Source organism: Klebsiella planticola, assembly GCF_000783935.2.
Taxonomy (GTDB): Bacteria; Pseudomonadota; Gammaproteobacteria; order Enterobacterales; family Enterobacteriaceae; genus Klebsiella; species Klebsiella planticola.
In genome coordinates this window covers 342847-363139 of sequence record NZ_CP026047.1, presented here as the reverse complement: position 1 = coordinate 363139, position 20293 = coordinate 342847, and the positions used below count along the sequence as shown (strand labels likewise).

The following is a 20293-nucleotide window of genomic DNA, read 5'->3' as shown; positions in this document are numbered from 1 at the left end:
CCCTCTGTTTTTACAGGGGGCTTTTTCTTTTCTGCCGCCGGATTAATGCTGAGTTTTATCGCTGAACTGGGGCACTTCCGTTGAGAAACGCGCGCTGCGAGCATCGCGTTCATAACCCTGATTCTGGCTCAGAATCGGATAGAGCTCGGGCCGTCTGCCGTGAATCCAGCGTCGGCCCGTGGACATGGTCAGCAGGCTTAAATCCAGCGTGGCGCAGACCAGGGTGTCTTCAAACGCATCGGTTTCTGCAATAATGCGGCCATAGGGATCGATAATCATCGCATTGCCGGTACGCACCTCCCCGTTGTCGAGCCCGACGCCATTGCTGAATAAGATAAACATCCCGTTATCATGCGCTCTTGAGGGCAGCCAGCGGAGCAACCATTCCCGACCGTTACGGCCCTGGAACGCGGCTTTCAGCGCGTCAGGATCCTGATACCGGTTCTCCCAAAGGGCTACGGGTACGGGCTTCATCCCGAACGGGCTGCGGGAGTTCGTACCGCCGGTTTGATGAGGGGCCAGCAGGATATCCGCGCCCAGCAGCGCGGTAGCTCGTGCATTTTCCGTCAGATTATTGTCCCAGCAGATCAGAACGCCAACTTTCACTCCCCACGGCGTATCGAAGACGGTGAAGCTATCCCCCTGGTCTATCGCCGGATGTTCAAAGGCGTGCAGCTTGCGGTGGATATGTCTCTGGCCATCCGGCATACAAACGACGTAGGTGTTATACAGGCGATCGTCACTCGCTCTTTCAATCAGCCCCACGCCAATGGCCATCTGGTAACTTTGTGCCAGGCGGGCAATTCTCGCCAGGGAAGGACTGTCGTCAATGGGCTCGGCGAGCGACCCCACCTCTTCGGCGCTGAGATCGATAACGTGCCAGTAGCCGGTAATGCACATTTCGGGAAAGGCCAGAATGCGGGTACCTTCGCCGGCTGCCTGATGAATAAAGCGTTCCATAATGCCCAGGTTATAGGACTTATCATTAGCGCGGTGGCAGAACTGTACCGTAGCTACCTGAAGTTCGTTGTTCATAGGTCTCTTCTCGTTGCTAAAAACTGAGCGCATTACGCCAGCAGAGACACAGGATGTATAATCACGCTTTCTCCGCGTTTGATAAGGGACTGGAATGGACATCAGATTAATACGGGCGTTCGTCACCCTGGCCCAGCAGCGGCGCTACCATGCGGCGGCGGAGCGGCTTTGTTTGACCCAACCGGCGCTGACGAAACAAATCCAGACCCTGGAGCATCTGACGGGCATGACCCTTTTTCAGCGGGGTCGGCAGGGAGCACAGCTAACCGCGGCGGGGGAGGCTATCTATTCTCAGGCCTGCCATTTTGTGGCGCAGCATGACCAGTTTTGTGCCTGGACGGAGCAGGTCCGGCGCGGAAACGTCGGCACGCTGGCGCTGGGATTCGGCATCTCAACCTTCCAGTTGGCCCCGGCGCAAGTTAAAGCCTTTCGCCAGCAGTTTCCCGATATTGACGTCTCCCTCAACGATATCGCTTCCCACGAGCAGTATCGAATGCTGCTGGAGGGGCAGCTGCATGCCGGGTTCGTGCGGATGCCCGTTCCGGACGCGCTGGAGGCCCAGGCGCTGATGGAAGAGAGCCTGGTGCTTGCCGTGCCCGCTGGCGCAACGCAGGCGCTCCCGGATATCGCCTCGGTGCTCCGACAGTTCCCGCTGCTGCAAATTAACCCAAGGCGCGGCCGTGGGTTGGCACAGCAAACGGCGCATTTCCTGCAAATCAACCGCCTGACCGCTGACATTGTGGCGGATGCTGACGATATTCATACGCTGCTGGCGCTGGTTGCCGCCGGAAATGGTGTTGCGCTGCTTCCCGCCGGCGCATGTCATCTCCTGCCGGCGGGCATAACGCTCGTTACCGTGACGGGGGAGGGCGCGCAATGGCAGGTTGGCGTTGCCTGGAATCCACAGGTAGTGGACGCCGTCCGCGATCGTTTTATCGCGATGGTCTGTCGGAAGAACGGGGAGATACCTCCTCGCTAAGGCGCGTGCAGGTATCGCCACGAAGTTCAGGAATCAATGGCTGCCGGCATCGCCTCTGGAGGCTGGCCGGACTGGCTCCGGGCAATGGCCAGCGCCAGCCCGGCGACCACCAGCGTCAGCGCAGCGGAAACACCTAAGCTCCCCTGAACCCCGAACTGCTGATTTAACCAGGCGTAGACAAACGGCGAGGCGGCGGCCAGCAGCTGGGCGGGGATCAACAGGATACCGGTGCGGCTGGCGTAATCCTCGGCGGCAAAAAGCTGTAGCGGTAGCGTGGCCTTAAACACGGTCGTTAACCCATTGATGGCGCCATAGCCCAGCACAAATCCGCCGGCCGCCCAGATGAGATATGGCCCGCTCAGACCGAGGGCGAAACAGACCGGCATCAGCAACGTGGTCAGCAGCGTAAGTCGAAGCGGCGTGAGCACCGAACCCGAGGCGACCTCCAGAAAACGGGCGCCGGTCTGGCCAATGCCCCAGAGCATCCCCGCCGCCACTGGCAGACCGTAGTGGGCAATAAATTCCGGCAAATGGGTGGAGGTTCCGTTAGAAACAAACGTCACCAGCGCGATCAGCGCCGCATACAGCAGACCAACGCGTCTCTGCTGGTGAGAAGTGGGCCGATGCGCTTTCGGGGGTATCGCCGCCGGTCGCCTGGCATTCGGCATTCGCCAGAGCAACAGCGCGCTGAACAGGCCCAGCAGGCCATAAACCAGCAACGCCTCCCGCCAGCTCATCATCGTCAACAAAAATGCGCCCAGTGGCCAAAACAGAGCGGAAGCCAGGCCGCCAGCCAGCGTCACGCGGGAAAGGGTTCGTCTTGCCTGTTGTCCGTACAGATTCACCAGCGCGGCGAACAGCGCATCATACAGCGCCAGACGCATTCCGATACCGGTAAGTAGCCAGGCACCCAGCCAACCGGATAGGGTAGGTATAGCGGCCATCATGAAACAGCCTGCGGCGATCGCCAGCGTGCCGCTGACCACAATTTGTTGGCCGCCAAAGCGGGCCAGCAGGCGGGCGACAAACGGGGAGATTAGCGCCATTATCAACATGGCGATCGTCAGGCCGAGGTAGATTTGTGTCTCTGGCCAGCCGGTGTCCTGCCCGATAGCCCGGGCAAAAGTGCCCGGCATATAAAATGAAATTCCCCAGTTAATCAGCTGATTGCATCCAGCGGCAAGCGTCAGCATGGCGGGCGCGGCGCGTCTGTTTTCCGTATTTTTCATTCGTATCTCAGTCTGTTATGCAGTTGTCGGCAGCATAACCTGCGCGCTATTGTGCAGGCAGACTCGTTCGTTTATGACCCTTATAAGAGAAACTTTGAGATGACGACGCTTAATCTGGGAAACCTGGCTACTTTTCGACTGGTGGTACAGCGGGGGAGCTTCTCTGCTGCTGCGGATATCCTGGGGCTATCGCAGCCCGCGGTCAGCCTGCAGGTCCGTCAGCTGGAACAGTTTCTGCAGACCCGGTTGATTGAGCGGACCGGACGGGGGATTAAAGCGACGGCGGCCGGTATGGCTCTGCTGGCTCACGGTGACAATATTGAACGAGCGGTCAGCGCGGCGGTGCTGTCGGTCAGCGAGTTTAGTCGCGAAATCAGCGGCGCGATAACGCTCGGAACGGGGGCCACGGCCTGCATTCATCTGTTACCGCCTGTCTTACAGCAGTTGCGGCAGGCGCATCCGCTGCTGACGGTAGGCGTGACGACCGGCAATACGCTGGATATCGTGCGTGCCGTGGAGGAGAACCGACTCGATCTCGGACTGGTCACGCTTCCGGCGCACGGGCGCAACCTGGCAATAGCCCCGCTGGTGGAAGAGGAGTTTGTGTTTATTTTTGCCTGCGGACAGGATGCGCTGCCGCTGGAGCTGACGCCGGAGGTGCTGCAGGCGCTGCCGCTGATTGCCTTTGAGGCCGGAAGCGGAACCCGGGAGCTGATTGATGGCTGGTTTCGTGCTAGCGGGCGCGATATTTCGCCGGTGATGCAGCTGGGCAGTATTGAAGCCATCAAGCGAATGGTGCGTGCCGGACTGGGATACAGCATTGTTCCACGCATGGCGGTGGCGCATCATGACGATCGGCAGGGGTTACGCGTTCAATCGCTGACGCCAGTACTCCACCGTCAGTTGGGGGTCGTGATGCGTCAGGATAAAATTCTCAGCAAAGGGAGCGGCGAAATGCTGCGCCTGCTGCGAGAGGTGCAGTTTACCGTTTAAAGCAATGTCATGCCGTACTGGCTGGCACCGTAATGTGCTGGCTTATTCCCGCGGCGTGGTATCAACCGGGAGCGTCGATTGCTGGGACTCGATCTTGTCCTGATGATGATACCAGGCGCCAATAGAAGAGTAGACAAAGCGTCCAAAGAAGAAGATAAAGCTGATAAGCAGTACGATACGGGTCATGCGACGGTTAAATCGATGTCGTTTACGCATACTGGGTGCCTGACTCACAAAAGGTTCCTTGAGGTATACCCACAACTGGGGCGATAAGGGTATTAAGGCACAGGAATGCAGCAGGGTCAATTGATGAGGATGTAAAAATCCGCCGCTCAAACATTACTTAATGTTATGTAAGATAATTATCACATTCACATCCTTTTTCTTTCATTCGAACAGACGCATAAAAATAAGCTTTATTAATCATAGCTAAAAGGTTTATTGATTTATATCAACAGTCCGCGTGTGCTGATAACTAAAATCTCTTGCCTGTTCCGCGTAGGTATTCCTTATGCGGCTAGGATGGTTAGGTTGGATGCCTGCCTGAATATACCCTGCGGGAATTTGGGTTATCTGTCGAGCATCAATGAAAATAATTAAACGATACAGACAATATCGGGATAAATGGTGGGCGCTGCCGCTGATTTTACCCCTGCTTTTACTGCCTCTGGCACGAGGGGCAAATACCTATGCTGAGCTGGGCGGTAGTGAAGTTTCGCTTTACTATTTGCCGTTGGCGCTGGTCCAGAGTCTTATGCTGTTTTTTGATGTGGCGGCGCTGCCCGGCATTATCATCGGCCTGCTGTGCACCGTGGCCCGGGGAATGAGTCCGTGGGAAGCCATTGTGGTCGTTTTTCATTTTCTTATCCCGGCGGTTCTGTGCTGGGGCGGCTATCGGATTTTTGTGCCGCGCCGGCAGCATATTTACCATGGTAACGTGAGCCTGATGCCGTATCGTCTGTTCTGGCAGATGCTGCTGCCTTCGTTCATTTTTCTCGTGCTTTCTCAGGTTGCCGAGTATCTTGGCATGCACCCGCGGATGACGGAACTGGCTGGGGTTGATCCGTTAAGTTTACGCTCGCTGATTACTTTTCAGGCCTTGATGGTGGGCGGTTTAACCGGTGTTCCGCTGTGCTATTTCTTGATTCGTATTCTTCGCAATCCTTTTTATCTGCGTAGTTTTATTTCACAAGCGAAGTTACAGGTTGATCCAAAAATAAAATGTGGTGAATTTGTTTTATGGTCGATAACATTGTTAATGTTATTGGGTTTGTTATTAATACCGCTGAATGGTCAGAGTACGATATTTAGCACAAACTATACATTGTCATTACTCATGCCGGTAATGTTGTGGGGAGCGATGCGCTTTGGCTATCGCTGTATCGCAATGATTTGGGCGCCGGTTTTAATCATCATTATTCACTTTCATTATCGCTATTTGCCTTTTTCTCCGGGATATGACAATCAGCTGGCCATTACCTCTTCGAGCTATCTGGTGTTCTCATTTATTATTACTTATATGGCCATGCTGGCGACCCAGCAGCGTCTGATTCATGCCAGGGTACGGCGGATGGCGTTTCTCGATCCGGTTGTCCATATGCCCAATTTACGGGCGCTGAGTCGGTCGCTGGACAGTTCAATGTGGTCGGTGCTGTGCTTTTTACGCATTCCTGAGCTGGAGCTGCTGGGGCGCCATTATGGCGTTATGCTGCGCATTCAATATAAACAAAAACTGGCTGAACATCTGGGCGACTTACTCCAGCCGAACGAGGCCGTTCACCATCTGTCAGGACACGAGCTGGTACTCCGTCTGAACAGCGGCGATCATAAGGCGCGTATTGCCGCGCTGGATGAGCGTATACGACAGTTTCGCTTTATCTGGGATGGTATACCTCTGCAGCCTGCGGTAGGGATGAGTTACTGCAGCGTCCGCTCACCGGTGAAGCACCTCTATTTGCTTTTAGGCGAGCTGAATAATATTGCAGATCTGTCTCTGACCAGCGGCCAGCCAGAAAATATGCAGCGTCGCGGGGCGGTGCATATTCAGCATGGCTTACGGGATAAAGTGGCGATGATGAACCAGATCCAGCAGGCGCTGGAGCAGAATCGTTTTTGTCTGATGGCGCAGCCGATCGTCGGTATTCGCGGTGACAACTATTATGAAGTTCTGCTGCGCATGGCGGGAGATGACGGGAAGCTCATTTACCCGGATGATTTTCTCCCGGTGGCGCATGAGTTTGGCCTGTCATCCCGTATTGACCTGTGGGTGCTGGAGAATACGCTCGCCTTTATGAACCAGCACCGAAAAGTTTTACCCGGGCTGCGGCTGGCGGTGAATCTTTCGCCGGCCTCCGTCAGCAGGAGCCAGTTCCCTGGCGAGGTGGAACGACTGCTGGCGCAGTATCATGTTGAACCGTGGCAGTTACTATTTGAGTTAACGGAAAACCATTCGCTCAGCAACCCTGAGCAGGCACGGCAAACGCTGGCGCATTTGCAGGCGCTGGGGTGTCGAGTGGCAATCGATGACTTTGGTACCGGCTATGCCAGCTACGCGCGCCTGAAAACTCTGAACGTTGATCTGCTGAAGATTGACGGCAGCTTTATTCGTAATTTGCACTCCAGCAGTCTTGATTATCAGGTCGTGGCATCGATTTGCCATCTGGCGCGGATGAAGAATATGCAGGTGGTTGCGGAGTATGTGGAAACGCCGGAGATTCGACAGGCGGCGCTGTCATTGGGGATTGATTATCTGCAGGGGTATGAGATTGGCCAACCGGTTCCACTGGCGTCTCTGGTGACGGCTGAAGCGAGTTGACGGGGAAGAAACGGGCCGGGTGAGAGCAACCCGGCCTCGGGACTAGTTTTTGCTGTCCGGCTCTTCTTCGGCGATTTTCAATAGCCAGTCAGGAACGCCTTCCCAGTACTGCTGTTCTTTTTCCAGATCGAGCAGCACCAGCGCATTCTGGCTGAACCAGTCGTGCGGGAAGACCAGCGTCCAGTGATTGGCTTCGGTCTTCAGCCTGAGCGTGGGCGGTGTGGTGGTCGCCTGACGCTGGTTGTTCAGCAAAATACCAAGGCGTAAAAGCTGAATGAGCGGCAGGAACTGCTTTTTCTTAAACAGCGTAAAGCGGGGCAAATCATCCAGCTTGATCGCTTTACGGTGATAGCGAACCAGCGTCGCCATCAGCATTTGCTGCTCCTGATTGAAGCCCGGCAAATCGCTGTTTTGCAGAATATAAGCCGAGTGGCGGTGCATTCCGCTGTGGTTAATATTCAACCCCACTTCGTGCAGCATCACCGCCCATTTCAACAACGCCGACAGATTCGGGTTGTCCAGTTTGGGGTTCTGTTCCTGCCACTGCTCGAATATATGGGTGGTGGTTTCCAGTACCCGACGCGCCTGCTCGCGGTCAATGTTGTACTGGTTTGCCAGACTTTGCGCGGTGCGGCTGCGGATATCCTGATGGCGAAAACGTCCCTCCATCTCATACAGCACGCCTTCACGCAGCGCGCCATCAGACAAGCGCAGCTCTTTGATCGCCAGCGCATCGAAAACGCCGCAGAGGATAGCCAGCCCAGGAGCAAACACCGCTTTGCGTTCTTCCGACAGACCCGGCAGGCTGAGCGCGTCAAAGTTTTTATACTTCAACACTTCATCCACCAGCATTTCAAGGCGTTCCGGGGTGATAAAACCGTCTTTCTCACCCATCGCCACCAGCACTTCCTGCGCAGCTTTAATGGTGCCGGAGGCGCCCAGCGCCACATTCCAGCCCTGGATGCGGAACTGCCACGCCAGCGTTTCCAGCTTCTGCACGGCCGACAGACGCGCGCGCTGGAAATTCTCTTTGTTGATGGTGCCGCCGGGGAAATAGATCTGCGAGAAGCTGACGCAGCCCATACGACGGCTCTCAACCAGACGCGGTTCGAAATCCTCGCCAATCACCAGCTCTGTCGACCCACCGCCGATATCGATGACCAGCTTACGGCCCCGTTCCGGCTGCGTATGCTCGACGCCCATAAAAATCAGACGCGCCTCTTCGTTACCGGAGATTATCTCTATCGGATAGGGAATCACCTTTTCCGCGCGCTTGAGAAATTCCGCGGCGTTGGCGGCCTGGCGTAAGGTGTGTGTCCCGACGATGCAGACACTGGAGGGAGAAAAACCCTGCAGGCGTTCGGCAAACAGCGACAGGCAATTAAGCCCGCGGGCGATCGCCTCTTCGCTGAGCACGGAATTTTCATCCAGTCCATCGGCCAGGTGAACCCGCTGTTTCAGGCGGCCGATGATCTGCATGGCTCCGTCGACGACGCGAGCGATCACCATATGAAAACTGTTTGAACCAAGGTCGACCGCAGCGAACTCCTGCGGACGAGGGGTTTTTTCGTTTATTGGCATAGGTTAGTCGGGTTGTTCGAGTGATTTGAGATAATCGTAAATCGCCAGCTGTGCGCGCACTTTACGGCGATTGCCGCGCGGCACATAGCGATTACTCAGTTCTTTATCAAGATAGCGTGCTTTGACCGTATCGTTGAATAAGAGATCAAAAATATCCAGTACGCGCTGCTTCAAACGCGGATCCAGCAGCGGCGCGGCGACCTCAATACGGTAGTCAATATTACGCGTCATCCAGTCAGCAGAGGAGAGCCAAACCTGTTTGTCGCCGCCGTTTTCGAAAACATAGACGCGGTCGTGCTCAAGGAAGCGGTCGACGATACTGGTGACGCGAATATTTTCGCTGATCCCTTCCAGCCCAGGAATCAAAGAGCACATGCCACGAATCAACAGGTTAACGGGAACCCCGGAGCTTGACGCGGCATAAAGTCGATCCACCAGTCCTTTATCGACCAGGTTGTTCAGCTTCAGCGTGATGCCAGAAGGCTGACCGTTCTGGGCGTTGGCGATTTCTCTGTCGATCATTTCATACAGCAGGCGACGCGAGTTCTGCGGTGAAACCAGCAGGTAATCGAAGCTCACCGGGCGATATGGGTTTTCGATAAAGTTAAAGACGCGGCGCACTTCATTGGTGATACGTGCATCTGCCGTCAGCAGCGAATAGTCGGTGTACAGACGGGCGGTTTTTTCGTTGAAGTTACCGGTCCCGATATGCGCGTAGCGGACGACTTCGTCTCCCTCTTTGCGCGAGATCAGGAACAGCTTGGCGTGAATTTTCAGCCCCGGCGCGGAGAAGATAACGTGTACCCCCGCTTCGGTCAGACGTTTCGCCCAATGAATGTTGGCTTCTTCGTCGAAACGCGCCTGCAGCTCCACCACCACGGTGACTTTTTTCCCGTTATGGGCTGCGTGGATCATCGAGTCGATGATGCGTGAATCTTTGGCAACGCGATAAATATTGATTTTGATTGCCAGCACGCTCGGATCGAATGAGGCCTGGCGCAGCAGTTCCAGCACGTGCTCAAAGGTATGATACGGGTAGTACAGCAGCACGTCGCGTTCGCGAATGGCATCAAACCCGTTGCGGAACTTATCGAACCAGGTGTGGCGCAGGCGCGGCAGCGGCTTGTTGACCAGATTAGCCTTACCGACGTTCGGGAAGCCGATAAAGTCTTTAAAATTATGATAGCGCCCGCCGGGCAGCATTGAGTCGTAGCGTGAAATGGAGAACATCTCACGCAGCATTTCAACCATGGTGTCCGGCATATCGCGCTGATAAACAAAACGCACCGGTTCCGCCGTCAGACGCTGTTTCAGACTTGAAGACATCAGCTCCATCAGGCTCGACTCCATCTCGTGCACCAGATCGTACTCGGCGTCACGGGTCATTTTCATCGAGTAGGCGTTCAGCGCATCGTAGTCAAAGAAGCCTTTAAAGATATCATCGAGGCAGTAACGCAGGATGTTATCAAGCAAGATCATTGGCTTGCGGCGACGCGGTGCTTCCGGCGGCAGATTGACGAACCGCGGGACTTTATCTGACGGAATCTCCAGCAGGGCGTAGTTGATGGTTTCCCCGCGGATGATTTCGACCGCCAGATAGGTGTAATCATCTTTCAGGAACTGGATCAGGTCCGTTTCAGGGTTAATCAGGATCGGGGTGATGTGCTGACGCAGGTACTGTTTAAAATAGTTGCGTAGCCAGGACTGCTGATTCACCGAGAGCTGGCGTTCATTGATCAAAAAGATCTGGTTACGCGCCATTTCCAGCAGCAGCTCATTATACAGGCTGTCAAATTCCTGATCGGCCTTCAGAACGCGGGCCTGAATTTTGCCTAACAAATGGCGAGAATGGGCGGTACTCCCTTGTTCTTCGCTAATTATGATGCGGCGCTTAAGTTCAGCGAAGCGCACTTTATAAAATTCATCGAGGTTGTTGGAGTAGATGCCCAAAAAGCGCATGCGCTCAATCAGTGGATTGCTTTTATCCGCCGCTTCCTGAAGTACGCGTTCGTTAAAGGACAACCAGCTGAGTTCTTTCTCGATATATAGCTTTTCCTGGCCCATTACAACTCACACTCCGGTTGATTGATGTTGCTTTTTCATTATGGCGAGCTTTGCCATTGAATGTCCAACTATGTCAAAGAAGTATGACAGTTTTCTTTCAATGTGCTGTGAATAAAAACGATGGCGAGCGAGTGCCCATATTGTGTGCAAAGCGAGGCCGTGCCTGGAGATATACAGGGCAAAAATCATCGCTGATTTGAACAAAACCGGGGGAAAGCGGCTGGCGCTGAACCAATAAAAGGCGCCTCTGGCGAGTGCCGGAGACGCTGATGATTATTCTTCGGCCGCATGGCCCTGCGGCGGCAGAGGGGCGTTATCAAGCCAGGCCTGATTCCCCTCCATGCGCAGACGACCGTCCATAAACCAGCTCACCACCAGCGGATAGATGGCATGTTCCTGAGTCTGCACGCGGGCGGTAATCTCGTCTTCGCTATCCCCGGTAAAAACCGGCACTTTGGCCTGCAGAATGACCGGACCACCGTCGAGCTCATCGGTGACGAAATGCACCGAGGTACCGTGCTCCTCATCACCGTTTTCCAGTACCTGGCGATGCGTATGCAGCCCCGGGTATTTTGGCAACAACGACGGGTGGATATTCAGCAGGCGCCCCTGATAATGGGCGACAAACGCCGGACTAAGGATCCGCATGTAGCCTGCCAGCACCACCAGATCCGGCGCATAAGCATCGATCTCATGCATCAGCTCGCGATCGAAGGCTTCGCGATTGGCAAACTGGCTGGCCGACAACGCATGGGCCGGGATACCGGCCTCACGCGCGCGTTCAAGGCCGAACGCGTCGGCCTTATTGCTGAATACCGCTCTCAGGGTGCCGTTAATCTGCTTTCGGGCGCAGGCATCAATTATCGCCTGCAAATTGCTTCCGTTACCGGAAATCAGCACCACAATGTTTTTCATTCAATGACCACACGCTGTTCGGAATCAGAAGCTTTGATATAGCCGATTTTCCACGCGTTTTCACCTTTCTCGCTCAGCAGCGCGATGGCGCTGTCGGCGACGTCTGCCGGCAGGGCGATAACCATGCCGACGCCGCAGTTAAAGGTACGGTACATTTCATGGCTGCTGACGTTACCGGCCTGCTGCAACCAGTTGAACACTTCTGGCCATTGCCAGGAGGACTCGTCGATGACCGCCTGGGTGTTATCCGGCAGAACGCGCGGAATGTTTTCCCAGAAGCCGCCGCCGGTCAGGTGGGCAATCGCGTGGACTTCAACGTTAGCAATCAGGTCCAGCACCGACTTAACGTAGATGCGGGTCGGCGCCAGCAGATGGTCGGCCAGCGGCGAACCATTCAGATCGGTGGTCTGCGGATCGACGCCGCTGACTTCGATAATTTTGCGCACCAGCGAGTAGCCGTTGGAATGTGGACCGCTGGAGGCCAGCGCGACCAGCACGTCGCCATCGGCAACTTTGCTACCATCGATAATTTCTGATTTTTCTACTACGCCGACGCAAAAGCCCGCGACGTCATAGTCATCGCCGTGGTACATGCCCGGCATTTCCGCCGTTTCGCCGCCAACCAGCGCACAGCCTGACTGCAGGCAGCCTTCTGCGATGCCGCTGATGACGCTGGCTGCCGTATCGACATCCAGTTTACCGGTTGCATAGTAGTCGAGGAAAAACAGGGGTTCTGCCCCCTGGACCACCAGGTCATTGACGCACATCGCCACCAGGTCAATACCGATAGTATCGTGGCGCTTCAGGTCCATCGCCAGCCGCAGCTTGGTGCCGACGCCGTCAGTGCCGGAAACCAGAACCGGCTCGCGGTATTTTTGCGGCAATGCGCACAGTGCGCCGAATCCGCCCAGTCCACCCATCACTTCCGGGCGTCGGGTTTTCTTCACCACACCCTTGATACGGTCGACGAGCGCGTTGCCTGCATCAATATCTACGCCGGCATCTTTATAGCTGAGAGAGGTTTTATCGGTCACTGCGAAATCTCCACACATTTGCGGTAGCAAGAAAAATCGGCGCAATTCTAACAGGGAAAGCAAACGTTTGCGAGCCTGCTTTGCAGTCGGCGTTAATCGGCTGCGATATGAACAAATTTGAAGCGGTTCACGAAAATGAAACCGGGTACATTCTTGTACTTGCCTCTGACATCGGGAATAGCCATCATGCCACTGAAACCGGTTTCTTTTTTTGTTCAGGAGAGCCGAAGGTTGATTCTGCGGGGATTCAGGAGGAAGAGACGGGATGAACATTGCCGCATTTGATATCGGTGGAACGGCGTTAAAAATGGGCGTCAGCACCGCTGCGGGCGAACTGCTTGAAAAAGGTAAGCAGTCGATTATTGACAGCGACGGCGACCAGATACTGCAAGCGATGCTGGCGTGGATTGCTGCTCACCCGACGTGTGAAGGCGTGGCGATCGGCGCGCCTGGCTATGTCAACCCGCACACCGGCTTTATCGAAATGGGCGGCGCAATCCGTCAGTTCGATAATTTTGCGATTAAGCGCTGGCTGGAACAACAGACCGGGCTTCCGGTCGCCATCGAAAACGATGCTAACTGCGTCCTGCTCGCCGAGCGCTGGCAGGGTAAGGCGGTCGACATGAGTGACTTTCTGGTCCTGACAATCGGCACCGGCGTCGGCGGCGCGATTTTTTGTCACAACCAGCTGGTGCATGGCGCGCGTTTTCGCGCGGGCGAATTCGGCTATATGCAGACCGAACGCCCCGGCGCCCGCGATGTGCGCCGCTCTTCAATGAATGAAAACTGCACGATGCGCGTATTGCGCGACCGCTATGCCGGGCATGTCGGTAAATCGCTGGAAGCGGTAACCGGTGAAGAGATCTTCGATCGCTACGAGGCGGGCGATGCGGTTTGCCAGCGGCTGGTGGCTGACTTTTTCAACGGTCTCGGTACCGGTCTGTATAACCTGGTGAACATTTTTGATCCGCAGGCCATTTTCATCGGCGGCGGCATTGTGGAACGGCCGGGCTTTTTGGCGCTGCTGCGCGAACATCTGGCCTGGTTCGGTATCGCGGACTATCTCGACACCGTCAGCCACGGCAACGATGCCGGTTTGATGGGGGCGGTTTACCATTTTAATCAGCAAAACCGATCGCTTAACGGCGATCGCTCATAAGGAAGAGAACATGTCTGGATTTAAAGAAGGTTTTCTGTGGGGCGGCGCGGTGGCGGCGCATCAGCTGGAAGGCGGCTGGCAGGAAGGGGGTAAAGGCGTCAGCGTGGCCGACGTGATGACCGCCGGCGCACACGGCGTGCCGCGTGAAATCACCGATGGCGTACTGCCGGGGAAAAATTATCCCAATCATGAGGCGATTGATTTTTACCATCGTTATAAAGAAGACATTCAGCTGTTTGCTGAAATGGGGTTCAAATGCTTCCGCACTTCGATTGCCTGGACACGTATCTTCCCGCTGGGTGATGAGCTGGAGCCTAACGAAGCAGGGCTCCAGTTCTATGACGACCTGTTTGATGAATGTCTGAAGTACGGCATTGAACCGGTGATTACGCTCTCTCACTTCGAGATGCCTTACCATCTGGTGACCGAGTATGGCGGCTGGCGTAACCGTAAGCTGATCGATTTCTTCGTCCGCTTTGCGAAAGTGGTGTTCGATCGCTATCAGCACAAAGTGAAGTACTGGATGACCTTTAATGAGATCAATAACCAGGCTAACTTCCATGAAGATTTTGCCCCGTTTACCAACTCAGGTCTGAAGTATCTGCCGGATGAAGATCGCGAGCCAGTGATGTATCAGGCGGCGCACTATGAACTGGTTGCCAGCGCACTGGCGGTAAAAGCCGCTCGCCAGATAAATCCATCGCTGCAGGTGGGTTGCATGATTGCCATGTGCCCGATTTATCCGTTCTCCTGCGACCCGAACGATATGATGATGGCAATGAACGCCATGCATCGCCGTTACTGGTTTACCGACGTTCACGTCCGCGGTAAGTACCCGCAGCATCTGCTGAACTACTTCGCGCGCCGCGGTTTTGCGCTGGATATCACCGCAGAAGATCGTCAGGCGCTGGCCGAGGGCTGCGTCGACTATATTGGCTTTAGCTACTATATGTCGTTTGCCACTAAAGCGACCGATGATAATCCGCTGCTGGATTATGACGAGACCCAAAGCCTGGTCTCTAACCCGTACGTGCAGAAGTCAGACTGGGGCTGGCAGATTGACCCGGTGGGTCTGCGCTACTCCCTGAACTGGTTCTGGGATCACTACCAGCTGCCGCTGTTTATTGTTGAGAACGGCTTTGGGGCCATTGACGTGCGCGAAGCTGACGGCACGGTGAACGATCGCTACCGTATCGATTATCTCTCCGCGCATATTGCCGAGATGAAAAAAGCGGTGGTTGAGGACGGCGTTGACCTGATGGGCTATACCCCATGGGGATGTATCGACCTCGTTTCCGCCGGTACCGGTGAAATGAAGAAACGCTACGGATTTATCTACGTCGATAAAGATAACGAAGGCAACGGGACGCTGGACCGTAGCCGGAAGCAATCTTTCTCCTGGTATCAACAGGTTATCAGCAGCAACGGCGAAACGCTGTAAAACTCCCCTCAAGCCTTGTGCGACCCCGCCTGCGCGGGGTTTTTTTATTTTGTTTTATACTGGCTCAGGCAGCGCAAAGCATTTTGGTTGATCCCGGTCAAACATATCGGCTATGGCGCAAATGGAAAAAAGCGGTATAATCCCGCGATTTTTTTTGTGGCTGCCCCTCAGAGGAGAAAGAGAATGAAGATTGTGGAAGTGAAACACCCGCTCGTCAAACACAAGCTGGGCCTGATGCGTGAGCACGACATCAGCACCAAACGCTTCCGTGAACTTGCCTCAGAGGTAGGTAGCTTGCTGACTTATGAAGCCACTGCCGATCTGCAGACCGAGAAAGTCACCATCGAGGGCTGGAATGGTCCGGTAGAAATCGAGCAGATCAAAGGGAAGAAAATCACCGTTGTGCCAATTCTGCGCGCCGGTCTGGGGATGATGGAAGGGGTTCTGGAGCACGTACCGAGCGCGCGTATCAGCGTGGTGGGGATCTATCGTGACGAAGAGACGCTGGAGCCGGTTCCTTATTTCCAGAAGCTGGTGTCGAATATCGACGAACGCATGGCGCTGGTGGTTGACCCGATGCTGGCAACCGGTGGTTCGATGATCGCCACTATCGACCTGCTGAAAAAAGCGGGCTGCTCCAGCATTAAGGTGCTGGTTCTGGTGGCGGCGCCGGAAGGGATTGCCGCGCTGGAGAAAGCGCATCCGGATGTTGAGATGTATACCGCATCCATTGACCAGGGCCTCAACGAGCACGGATACATTATTCCGGGGCTCGGCGATGCCGGCGATAAGATTTTTGGTACCAAGTGATTGCATAGATAATAAGAAGCCGACTTTAAGAGTCGGCTTTTTTTTGAATAAAACAAACTCACAGCAACTAATAAACGACTCTTAGAGGAAAACGCTATGACGCGCCGCGCAATCGGGGTGAGTGAAAGACCGCCGCTTTTACAGACTATCCCACTGAGTTTGCAGCATCTGTTCGCTATGTTTGGCGCAACGGTCCTGGTGCCCGTTCTGTTTCATATCAACCCGGCTACCGTCCTGCTGTTTAACGGTATTGGGACATTGCTGTATCTTTTCATCTGTAAGGGAAAAATCCCGGCCTATCTCGGATCGAGCTTCGCGTTTATCTCCCCGGTTCTGCTGCTGTTGCCGCTGGGGTATGAAGTGGCGCTGGGTGGCTTCATTATGTGCGGCGCGCTGTTCTGCATCGTCTCCTTTATTGTCAAAAAAGCCGGCACCGGCTGGCTGGACGTGATGTTCCCGCCGGCGGCCATGGGGGCCATTGTCGCGGTTATCGGCCTCGGACTGGCGGGCGTCGCTGCCAATATGGCCGGCCTGCTGCCGGCTGACGGGCAGTCGCCGGATAGTAAAACCATCATTATTTCGATGGTGACGCTGGCGGTGACGGTTTTCGGTTCGGTGCTGTTTCGCGGTTTCATGGCCATTATCCCGATTCTCATCGGCGTACTGGTCGGCTACGCGCTCTCTTTCGTGATGGGCGTTGTCGACACTACGCCGATCGCCGAGGCGCACTGGTTCGCCCTGCCGACGTTCTACACGCCGCGTTTTGAATGGTTTGCTATCTTCACCATTCTGCCTGCTGCGCTGGTGGTGATTGCCGAGCACGTCGGCCACCTGGTGGTGACGGCGAATATCGTTAAAAAAGATCTGATCCGCGATCCCGGGCTGCATCGTTCGATGTTTGCGAACGGCCTGTCGACGATGATCTCCGGCTTCTTTGGGTCGACGCCCAACACCACTTACGGCGAGAACATCGGCGTGATGGCGATCACCCGCGTCTACAGTACCTGGGTTATCGGTGGGGCGGCAGTCTTCGCGATTCTGCTCTCCTGCGTGGGTAAACTGGCGGCGGCGATTCAGATTATCCCGCTGCCGGTAATGGGCGGCGTTTCTCTGCTGCTGTACGGGGTGATCGGCGCATCCGGTATCCGCGTGTTGATCGAGTCGAAAGTGGACTACAACAAGGCGCAGAATTTGATTCTGACCTCCGTGATTCTGATCATTGGCGTCAGCGGCGCGAAAGTGCACATTGGCGCGGCGGAGCTGAAAGGCATGGCGCTGGCGACAATTGTCGGCGTGGGTCTGAGTCTGATTTTCAAACTGATCAGCGTCCTGCGTCCGGAAGAGGTTGTGCTGGATGCGGCCGACAGTGAAGAAGTAAAACATTGATCCTGCAACCGGGCGGCGATCCCGCCCGGTTCTCTCGAGGCATACTTCGTGATAAACTCTTCGCGTTTTTCTGTAAGCCTATGATGAGGTCCATCTGAACGCACCGGCACAGCTCTCTCTGCCACTGTATCTTCCCGATGATGAAACTTTCGCGAGTTTTTGGCCGGGTGATAATCCTTCTCTTCTTGCTGCCTTACAGAATGTGTTGCGGCAGGAACATAGCGGGTACATCTATATCTGGTCACGCGAAGGGGCGGGGCGCAGTCACTTGTTACATGCCGCCTGTGCGGAGCTTTCCCAGCGCGGCGACGCGGTGGGCTATGTTCCACTGGATAAGCGTACGTGGTTTGTACCGGAAGTGCTCGACGGGATGGAGCAGCTTTCGCTGGTCTGCATTGACAATATCGAGTGCGTGGCCGGCGACGAGCCGTGGGAAATGGCCATTTTCAACCTCTATAACCGGATCCTCGAATCGGGTAAAACGCGTTTGTTGATTACCGGCGATTGTCCGCCGCGCCAGCTGAATCTCGGGTTGCCGGATCTGGCGTCGCGCCTCGACTGGGGGCAAATCTACAAGCTACAGCCGCTGTCGGATGAAGATAAGCTGCAGGCGCTACAGCTGCGCGCGCGTCTGCGGGGTTTTGAGATGCCGGAAGACGTCTGTCGTTTCTTGCTTAAACGGTTAGATCGTGAAATGCGCTCACTGTTTATGACGCTCGATCAGCTCGATCACGCTTCGATTACCGCGCAACGTAAGTTGACCATTCCTTTCGTGAAAGAGATCCTCAAGCTCTAGCCGGGCTGGATCTCGGCTATCTGCCAAATCCGCGTCCCTCGTCGTTCACTCGCTGCGCCATCACGGTAAAACCACGATGGCGCATCGGCATCAGTTGACGATTTCCAGAACCTGCTCCGGCGGTCGGCCGATCCGCGCCTGACCATGGCTGACGACAATCGGGCGCTCCATCAACTTCGGATTATCGACGATGGCCTGAATCAGCGCGTCCTCGCTAAGCTGCGGGTCAGCGAGCTCCAGGGATTTATACAGATCCTCTTTCTGGCGCATCAGTTCGCGGGCGCTGACCATGCCGAGCATTTTCAACAGCTGGCGCAGCGTGTCTGCATCCGGCGGCGTCTCCAGATAGAGCACGACTTCAGGATCGATACCGTTAGCCTTCAACAGGCTTAAGGTGTCGCGGCTCTTGGAGCAGCGGGGATTGTGATAGATTTTTACCGCGTCAGACATGTCGTCTCCTTACATTTTTTGATAGGGGCGGAATCGTTCCTGCAGCTGGCGCAGCTGGTCGATACGCGCATCGTAGCGCGCCTGCTGCAAACTGCCCAGTTTCACCTGCGAGCTGGCGCTGCTCAGCAGAGTAATCGCCTGATCGAGCTGGCCAACCAGCGCCATACCTTCTGCACGCGCCGCCAGCTCCTGGTCACGATGGCCGAGGCTTGCTTCAGCCTGCGCCAGCAGATCCCAGCCGTTGCTGTCATCTTTGTAGCTAAAGGTATAGCGGTTAAGGATTTGCGCCGCTTCCGCCGCTTGTCCGCCCTGTAAGTATGCGTTGGCAAGGTTCAGCTGCAGAACCGGGTTGGTACGAATTTCGCGAGCATTTTTCAGCCGGTTAATCGCATCGGTCGCTTTCTTCTGTCCGAGATCGATATCGGTCGCCAGGTCGAGATACCAGGCGTTCTGCGGATCGGCGCTCAGCAGAGGCTGCAGCGTTTTGCGCGCCAGATCGTAATTATTGCTTCCCATAGCCAGCAGCGCTCGCCCGTACTGGGAGGCGTGCTGTTCACGGATATTGCCTTTCGCCCACGCGTTCAGCAGATCGTCGCCAAGCTTATTTTCCCCGGAGTTATACATTCCCAGGGTTCTGGCCTTGGCCAGGTAAAAATCGGCGGAAGACTGGACAACCACAGGACGCATCTGGTTTGCGCGGTTGCGGGCGTCAGACAGACGGCTTTCCGGCAGGGGGTGAGTCAGCAGCATTTCCGGCGGACGGGTAGAGTAACGCGACTGGTCGAGCAGTTTCCCCATAAAGGCCGGCATCGCCTGCGGATCAAAACCGGAGCGCTGCAGCACCTGAATCCCGATGCGGTCAGCTTCTTCTTCGTTTTGACGGGTAAAACTGATCATCCCCTGCTGGGTTCCCGCCAGCGTACCGGTGAGTGCCGCCATCCCGGCCTGCGGGCTGGCCATCGCCAGCAGAATCGAGCCCAGCGCACCGACCCAGGTCAGCGGGGCGTTGCGCTTTTGGTCTTCCATTGCCCGCGCGAGGTGGCGCTGGGTGACGTGTGAGATTTCGTGCGCCATGACCGACGCCAGTTCGCTTTCGGTATCTGAATAGCGGAACAGAGCGGAGTGCAGCACGACATTGCCGCCGAAGAAAGCAAAGGCGTTTATCTGGTCGTTATTAATCAGGTAAAAGTGGAAAGGGGTGCGAACAGAGTTAGCATGTGAGACCAGACGCATACCTAATCCGTTAATATATTGCACCAGCAGAGGGTCGTTGATGAGCGGCGCGCTACCGCGTAGCTGGCGCACATAGTAGTCCCCCATCTGCATTTCCTGGCCAATAGAGAGCGTGCTTCCCGCAGAGGTTCCCATATCGGGCAGGGTATCTGCGGAGTCAGCAAAAGCAGGCAAAATCGAACCCAGCGTCAGCGACGCTATGACGGTTGCCACCAGCGTTTTCTTTAACTGCCTGAACATAACCTCTGTCCTGTAATGTGGGTGTGCCAGTTTGACCGATTGGGCGGCGTAATGTTCCATTTCCGCGCGTCATGCGAGTTTAGCTGGCGTTGAGGCTATTGAAAATATGATATTCACACCAGCGTGAATGTTT

The 20293-nt window shown here is 55.4% G+C and carries 16 protein-coding genes and 1 pseudogene; 8 read left to right on the top strand and 9 right to left on the bottom strand.

Going from position 1 to position 20293, the window contains the following annotated elements:
* Window positions 1-42 precede the first annotated feature (42 nt).
* Window positions 43-1035, bottom strand: coding sequence for a nitrilase family protein (locus tag MC50_RS01680; RefSeq protein ID WP_047663374.1), 993 nt, complete (start codon window positions 1033-1035; stop codon window positions 43-45).
* A 94-nt stretch (window positions 1036-1129) separates the two neighbouring features.
* Between MC50_RS01680 and MC50_RS01675 the strand changes: the two genes are divergently transcribed.
* Window positions 1130-2014 (top strand): LysR family transcriptional regulator, encoded by an 885-nt coding sequence (locus MC50_RS01675; protein WP_032686511.1) that lies wholly within the window; start codon window positions 1130-1132, stop codon window positions 2012-2014.
* Window positions 2015-2040: 26 nt separating this feature from the next.
* Here the strand turns inward: MC50_RS01675 and MC50_RS01670 are convergent, their stop codons facing one another.
* On the bottom strand, window positions 2041-3243 hold the full coding sequence (locus MC50_RS01670; protein WP_047663373.1) for an MFS transporter: 1203 nt from the start codon (window positions 3241-3243) through the stop codon (window positions 2041-2043).
* Window positions 3244-3316: 73 nt separating this feature from the next.
* On the opposite strand from MC50_RS01670, the pseudogene MC50_RS01665 reads away from it, so the two are divergent.
* Window positions 3317-4236 (top strand): annotated as a pseudogene (locus tag MC50_RS01665) (LysR family transcriptional regulator).
* A gap of 42 nt (window positions 4237-4278) precedes the next feature.
* Here the strand turns inward: MC50_RS01665 and MC50_RS01660 are convergent.
* Window positions 4279-4470, bottom strand: a complete 192-nt coding sequence (locus MC50_RS01660; RefSeq protein WP_049268412.1) for a YfgG family protein — start codon at window positions 4468-4470, stop codon at window positions 4279-4281.
* A 352-nt stretch (window positions 4471-4822) separates the two neighbouring features.
* On the opposite strand from MC50_RS01660, the gene MC50_RS01655 reads away from it, so the two are divergent.
* Window positions 4823-7051: a sensor domain-containing phosphodiesterase gene (locus tag MC50_RS01655; RefSeq protein WP_047663371.1), complete on the top strand. Its 2229-nt coding sequence runs from the start codon at window positions 4823-4825 to the stop codon at window positions 7049-7051.
* A gap of 42 nt (window positions 7052-7093) precedes the next feature.
* On the opposite strand, the gene ppx is transcribed toward MC50_RS01655, so the two are convergent.
* The 4 genes from ppx to purM form a co-directional block, all read right to left on the bottom strand.
* Complete coding sequence (gene ppx / locus MC50_RS01650; protein WP_032686517.1) at window positions 7094-8632, bottom strand: exopolyphosphatase; 1539 nt, start codon at window positions 8630-8632, stop codon at window positions 7094-7096.
* Window positions 8633-8635: 3 nt separating this feature from the next.
* A complete protein-coding gene (ppk1, locus tag MC50_RS01645; protein ID WP_032686518.1) occupies window positions 8636-10696 on the bottom strand; it encodes a polyphosphate kinase 1 in 2061 nt (686 codons plus the stop codon).
* 273 nt (window positions 10697-10969) lie between these two features.
* On the bottom strand, window positions 10970-11611 hold the full coding sequence (gene purN, locus MC50_RS01640) for a phosphoribosylglycinamide formyltransferase (protein ID WP_047663370.1): 642 nt from the start codon (window positions 11609-11611) through the stop codon (window positions 10970-10972).
* Window positions 11608-12645, bottom strand: a complete 1038-nt coding sequence (gene purM / locus MC50_RS01635; RefSeq protein WP_047663369.1) for a phosphoribosylformylglycinamidine cyclo-ligase — start codon at window positions 12643-12645, stop codon at window positions 11608-11610. Before purM ends, purN begins: the two co-directional genes overlap by 4 nt.
* Before the next feature lie 265 nt (window positions 12646-12910).
* Here purM and bglK point away from each other — a divergent pair, with 265 nt between their 5' ends.
* The 5 genes from bglK (at window position 12911) to MC50_RS01605 (ending at window position 18237) form a co-directional block, all read left to right on the top strand.
* Window positions 12911-13804, top strand: a complete 894-nt coding sequence (bglK, locus tag MC50_RS01625) for a beta-glucoside kinase BglK (RefSeq protein WP_032686520.1) — start codon at window positions 12911-12913, stop codon at window positions 13802-13804.
* Between the two features lie 10 nt (window positions 13805-13814).
* Window positions 13815-15245, top strand: a complete 1431-nt coding sequence (locus tag MC50_RS01620) for a 6-phospho-beta-glucosidase (protein WP_046851974.1) — start codon at window positions 13815-13817, stop codon at window positions 15243-15245.
* Between the two features lie 183 nt (window positions 15246-15428).
* Window positions 15429-16055 carry a uracil phosphoribosyltransferase gene (gene upp / locus MC50_RS01615; protein WP_032686523.1) on the top strand — a complete coding sequence of 209 codons (627 nt, stop codon included), beginning with the start codon at window positions 15429-15431 and terminating at the stop codon, window positions 16053-16055.
* A gap of 96 nt (window positions 16056-16151) precedes the next feature.
* Window positions 16152-17441 carry a uracil permease gene (gene uraA, locus MC50_RS01610; protein ID WP_047663368.1) on the top strand — a complete coding sequence of 430 codons (1290 nt, stop codon included), beginning with the start codon at window positions 16152-16154 and terminating at the stop codon, window positions 17439-17441.
* Window positions 17442-17535: 94 nt separating this feature from the next.
* Window positions 17536-18237 carry a DnaA inactivator Hda gene (locus MC50_RS01605; RefSeq protein WP_071824600.1) on the top strand — a complete coding sequence of 234 codons (702 nt, stop codon included), beginning with the start codon at window positions 17536-17538 and terminating at the stop codon, window positions 18235-18237.
* A gap of 90 nt (window positions 18238-18327) precedes the next feature.
* On the opposite strand, the gene arsC is transcribed toward MC50_RS01605, so the two are convergent.
* Together arsC and bepA are read right to left on the bottom strand one after the other, a co-directional pair.
* Complete coding sequence (gene arsC, locus MC50_RS01600) at window positions 18328-18687, bottom strand: arsenate reductase (glutaredoxin) (RefSeq protein WP_032699032.1); 360 nt, start codon at window positions 18685-18687, stop codon at window positions 18328-18330.
* Window positions 18688-18696: 9 nt separating this feature from the next.
* Window positions 18697-20160: a beta-barrel assembly-enhancing protease gene (bepA, locus tag MC50_RS01595; RefSeq protein WP_046851975.1), complete on the bottom strand. Its 1464-nt coding sequence runs from the start codon at window positions 20158-20160 to the stop codon at window positions 18697-18699.
* Window positions 20161-20293 lie beyond the last annotated feature (133 nt).

Excerpts from the sequence above, each read along its gene's own strand:
- upp (WP_032686523.1), top strand. The coding sequence starts at position 15,429 with ATGAAGATTGTGGAAGTGAAACACCCGCTCGTCAAACACAAGCTGGGC.
- MC50_RS01655 (WP_047663371.1), top strand. The coding sequence starts at position 4,823 with ATGAAAATAATTAAACGATACAGACAATATCGGGATAAATGGTGGGCG.
- MC50_RS01670 (WP_047663373.1), bottom strand. The coding sequence starts at position 3,243 with ATGAAAAATACGGAAAACAGACGCGCCGCGCCCGCCATGCTGACGCTT.
- MC50_RS01675 (WP_032686511.1), top strand. The coding sequence starts at position 1,130 with ATGGACATCAGATTAATACGGGCGTTCGTCACCCTGGCCCAGCAGCGG.
- MC50_RS01620 (WP_046851974.1), top strand. The coding sequence starts at position 13,815 with ATGTCTGGATTTAAAGAAGGTTTTCTGTGGGGCGGCGCGGTGGCGGCG.
- uraA (WP_047663368.1), top strand. The coding sequence starts at position 16,152 with ATGACGCGCCGCGCAATCGGGGTGAGTGAAAGACCGCCGCTTTTACAG.
- bepA (WP_046851975.1), bottom strand. The coding sequence starts at position 20,160 with ATGTTCAGGCAGTTAAAGAAAACGCTGGTGGCAACCGTCATAGCGTCG.
- bglK (WP_032686520.1), top strand. The coding sequence starts at position 12,911 with ATGAACATTGCCGCATTTGATATCGGTGGAACGGCGTTAAAAATGGGC.
- arsC (WP_032699032.1), bottom strand. The coding sequence starts at position 18,687 with ATGTCTGACGCGGTAAAAATCTATCACAATCCCCGCTGCTCCAAGAGC.
- ppk1 (WP_032686518.1), bottom strand. The coding sequence starts at position 10,696 with ATGGGCCAGGAAAAGCTATATATCGAGAAAGAACTCAGCTGGTTGTCC.
- MC50_RS01680 (WP_047663374.1), bottom strand. The coding sequence starts at position 1,035 with ATGAACAACGAACTTCAGGTAGCTACGGTACAGTTCTGCCACCGCGCT.
- purN (WP_047663370.1), bottom strand. The coding sequence starts at position 11,611 with ATGAAAAACATTGTGGTGCTGATTTCCGGTAACGGAAGCAATTTGCAG.
- ppx (WP_032686517.1), bottom strand. The coding sequence starts at position 8,632 with ATGCCAATAAACGAAAAAACCCCTCGTCCGCAGGAGTTCGCTGCGGTC.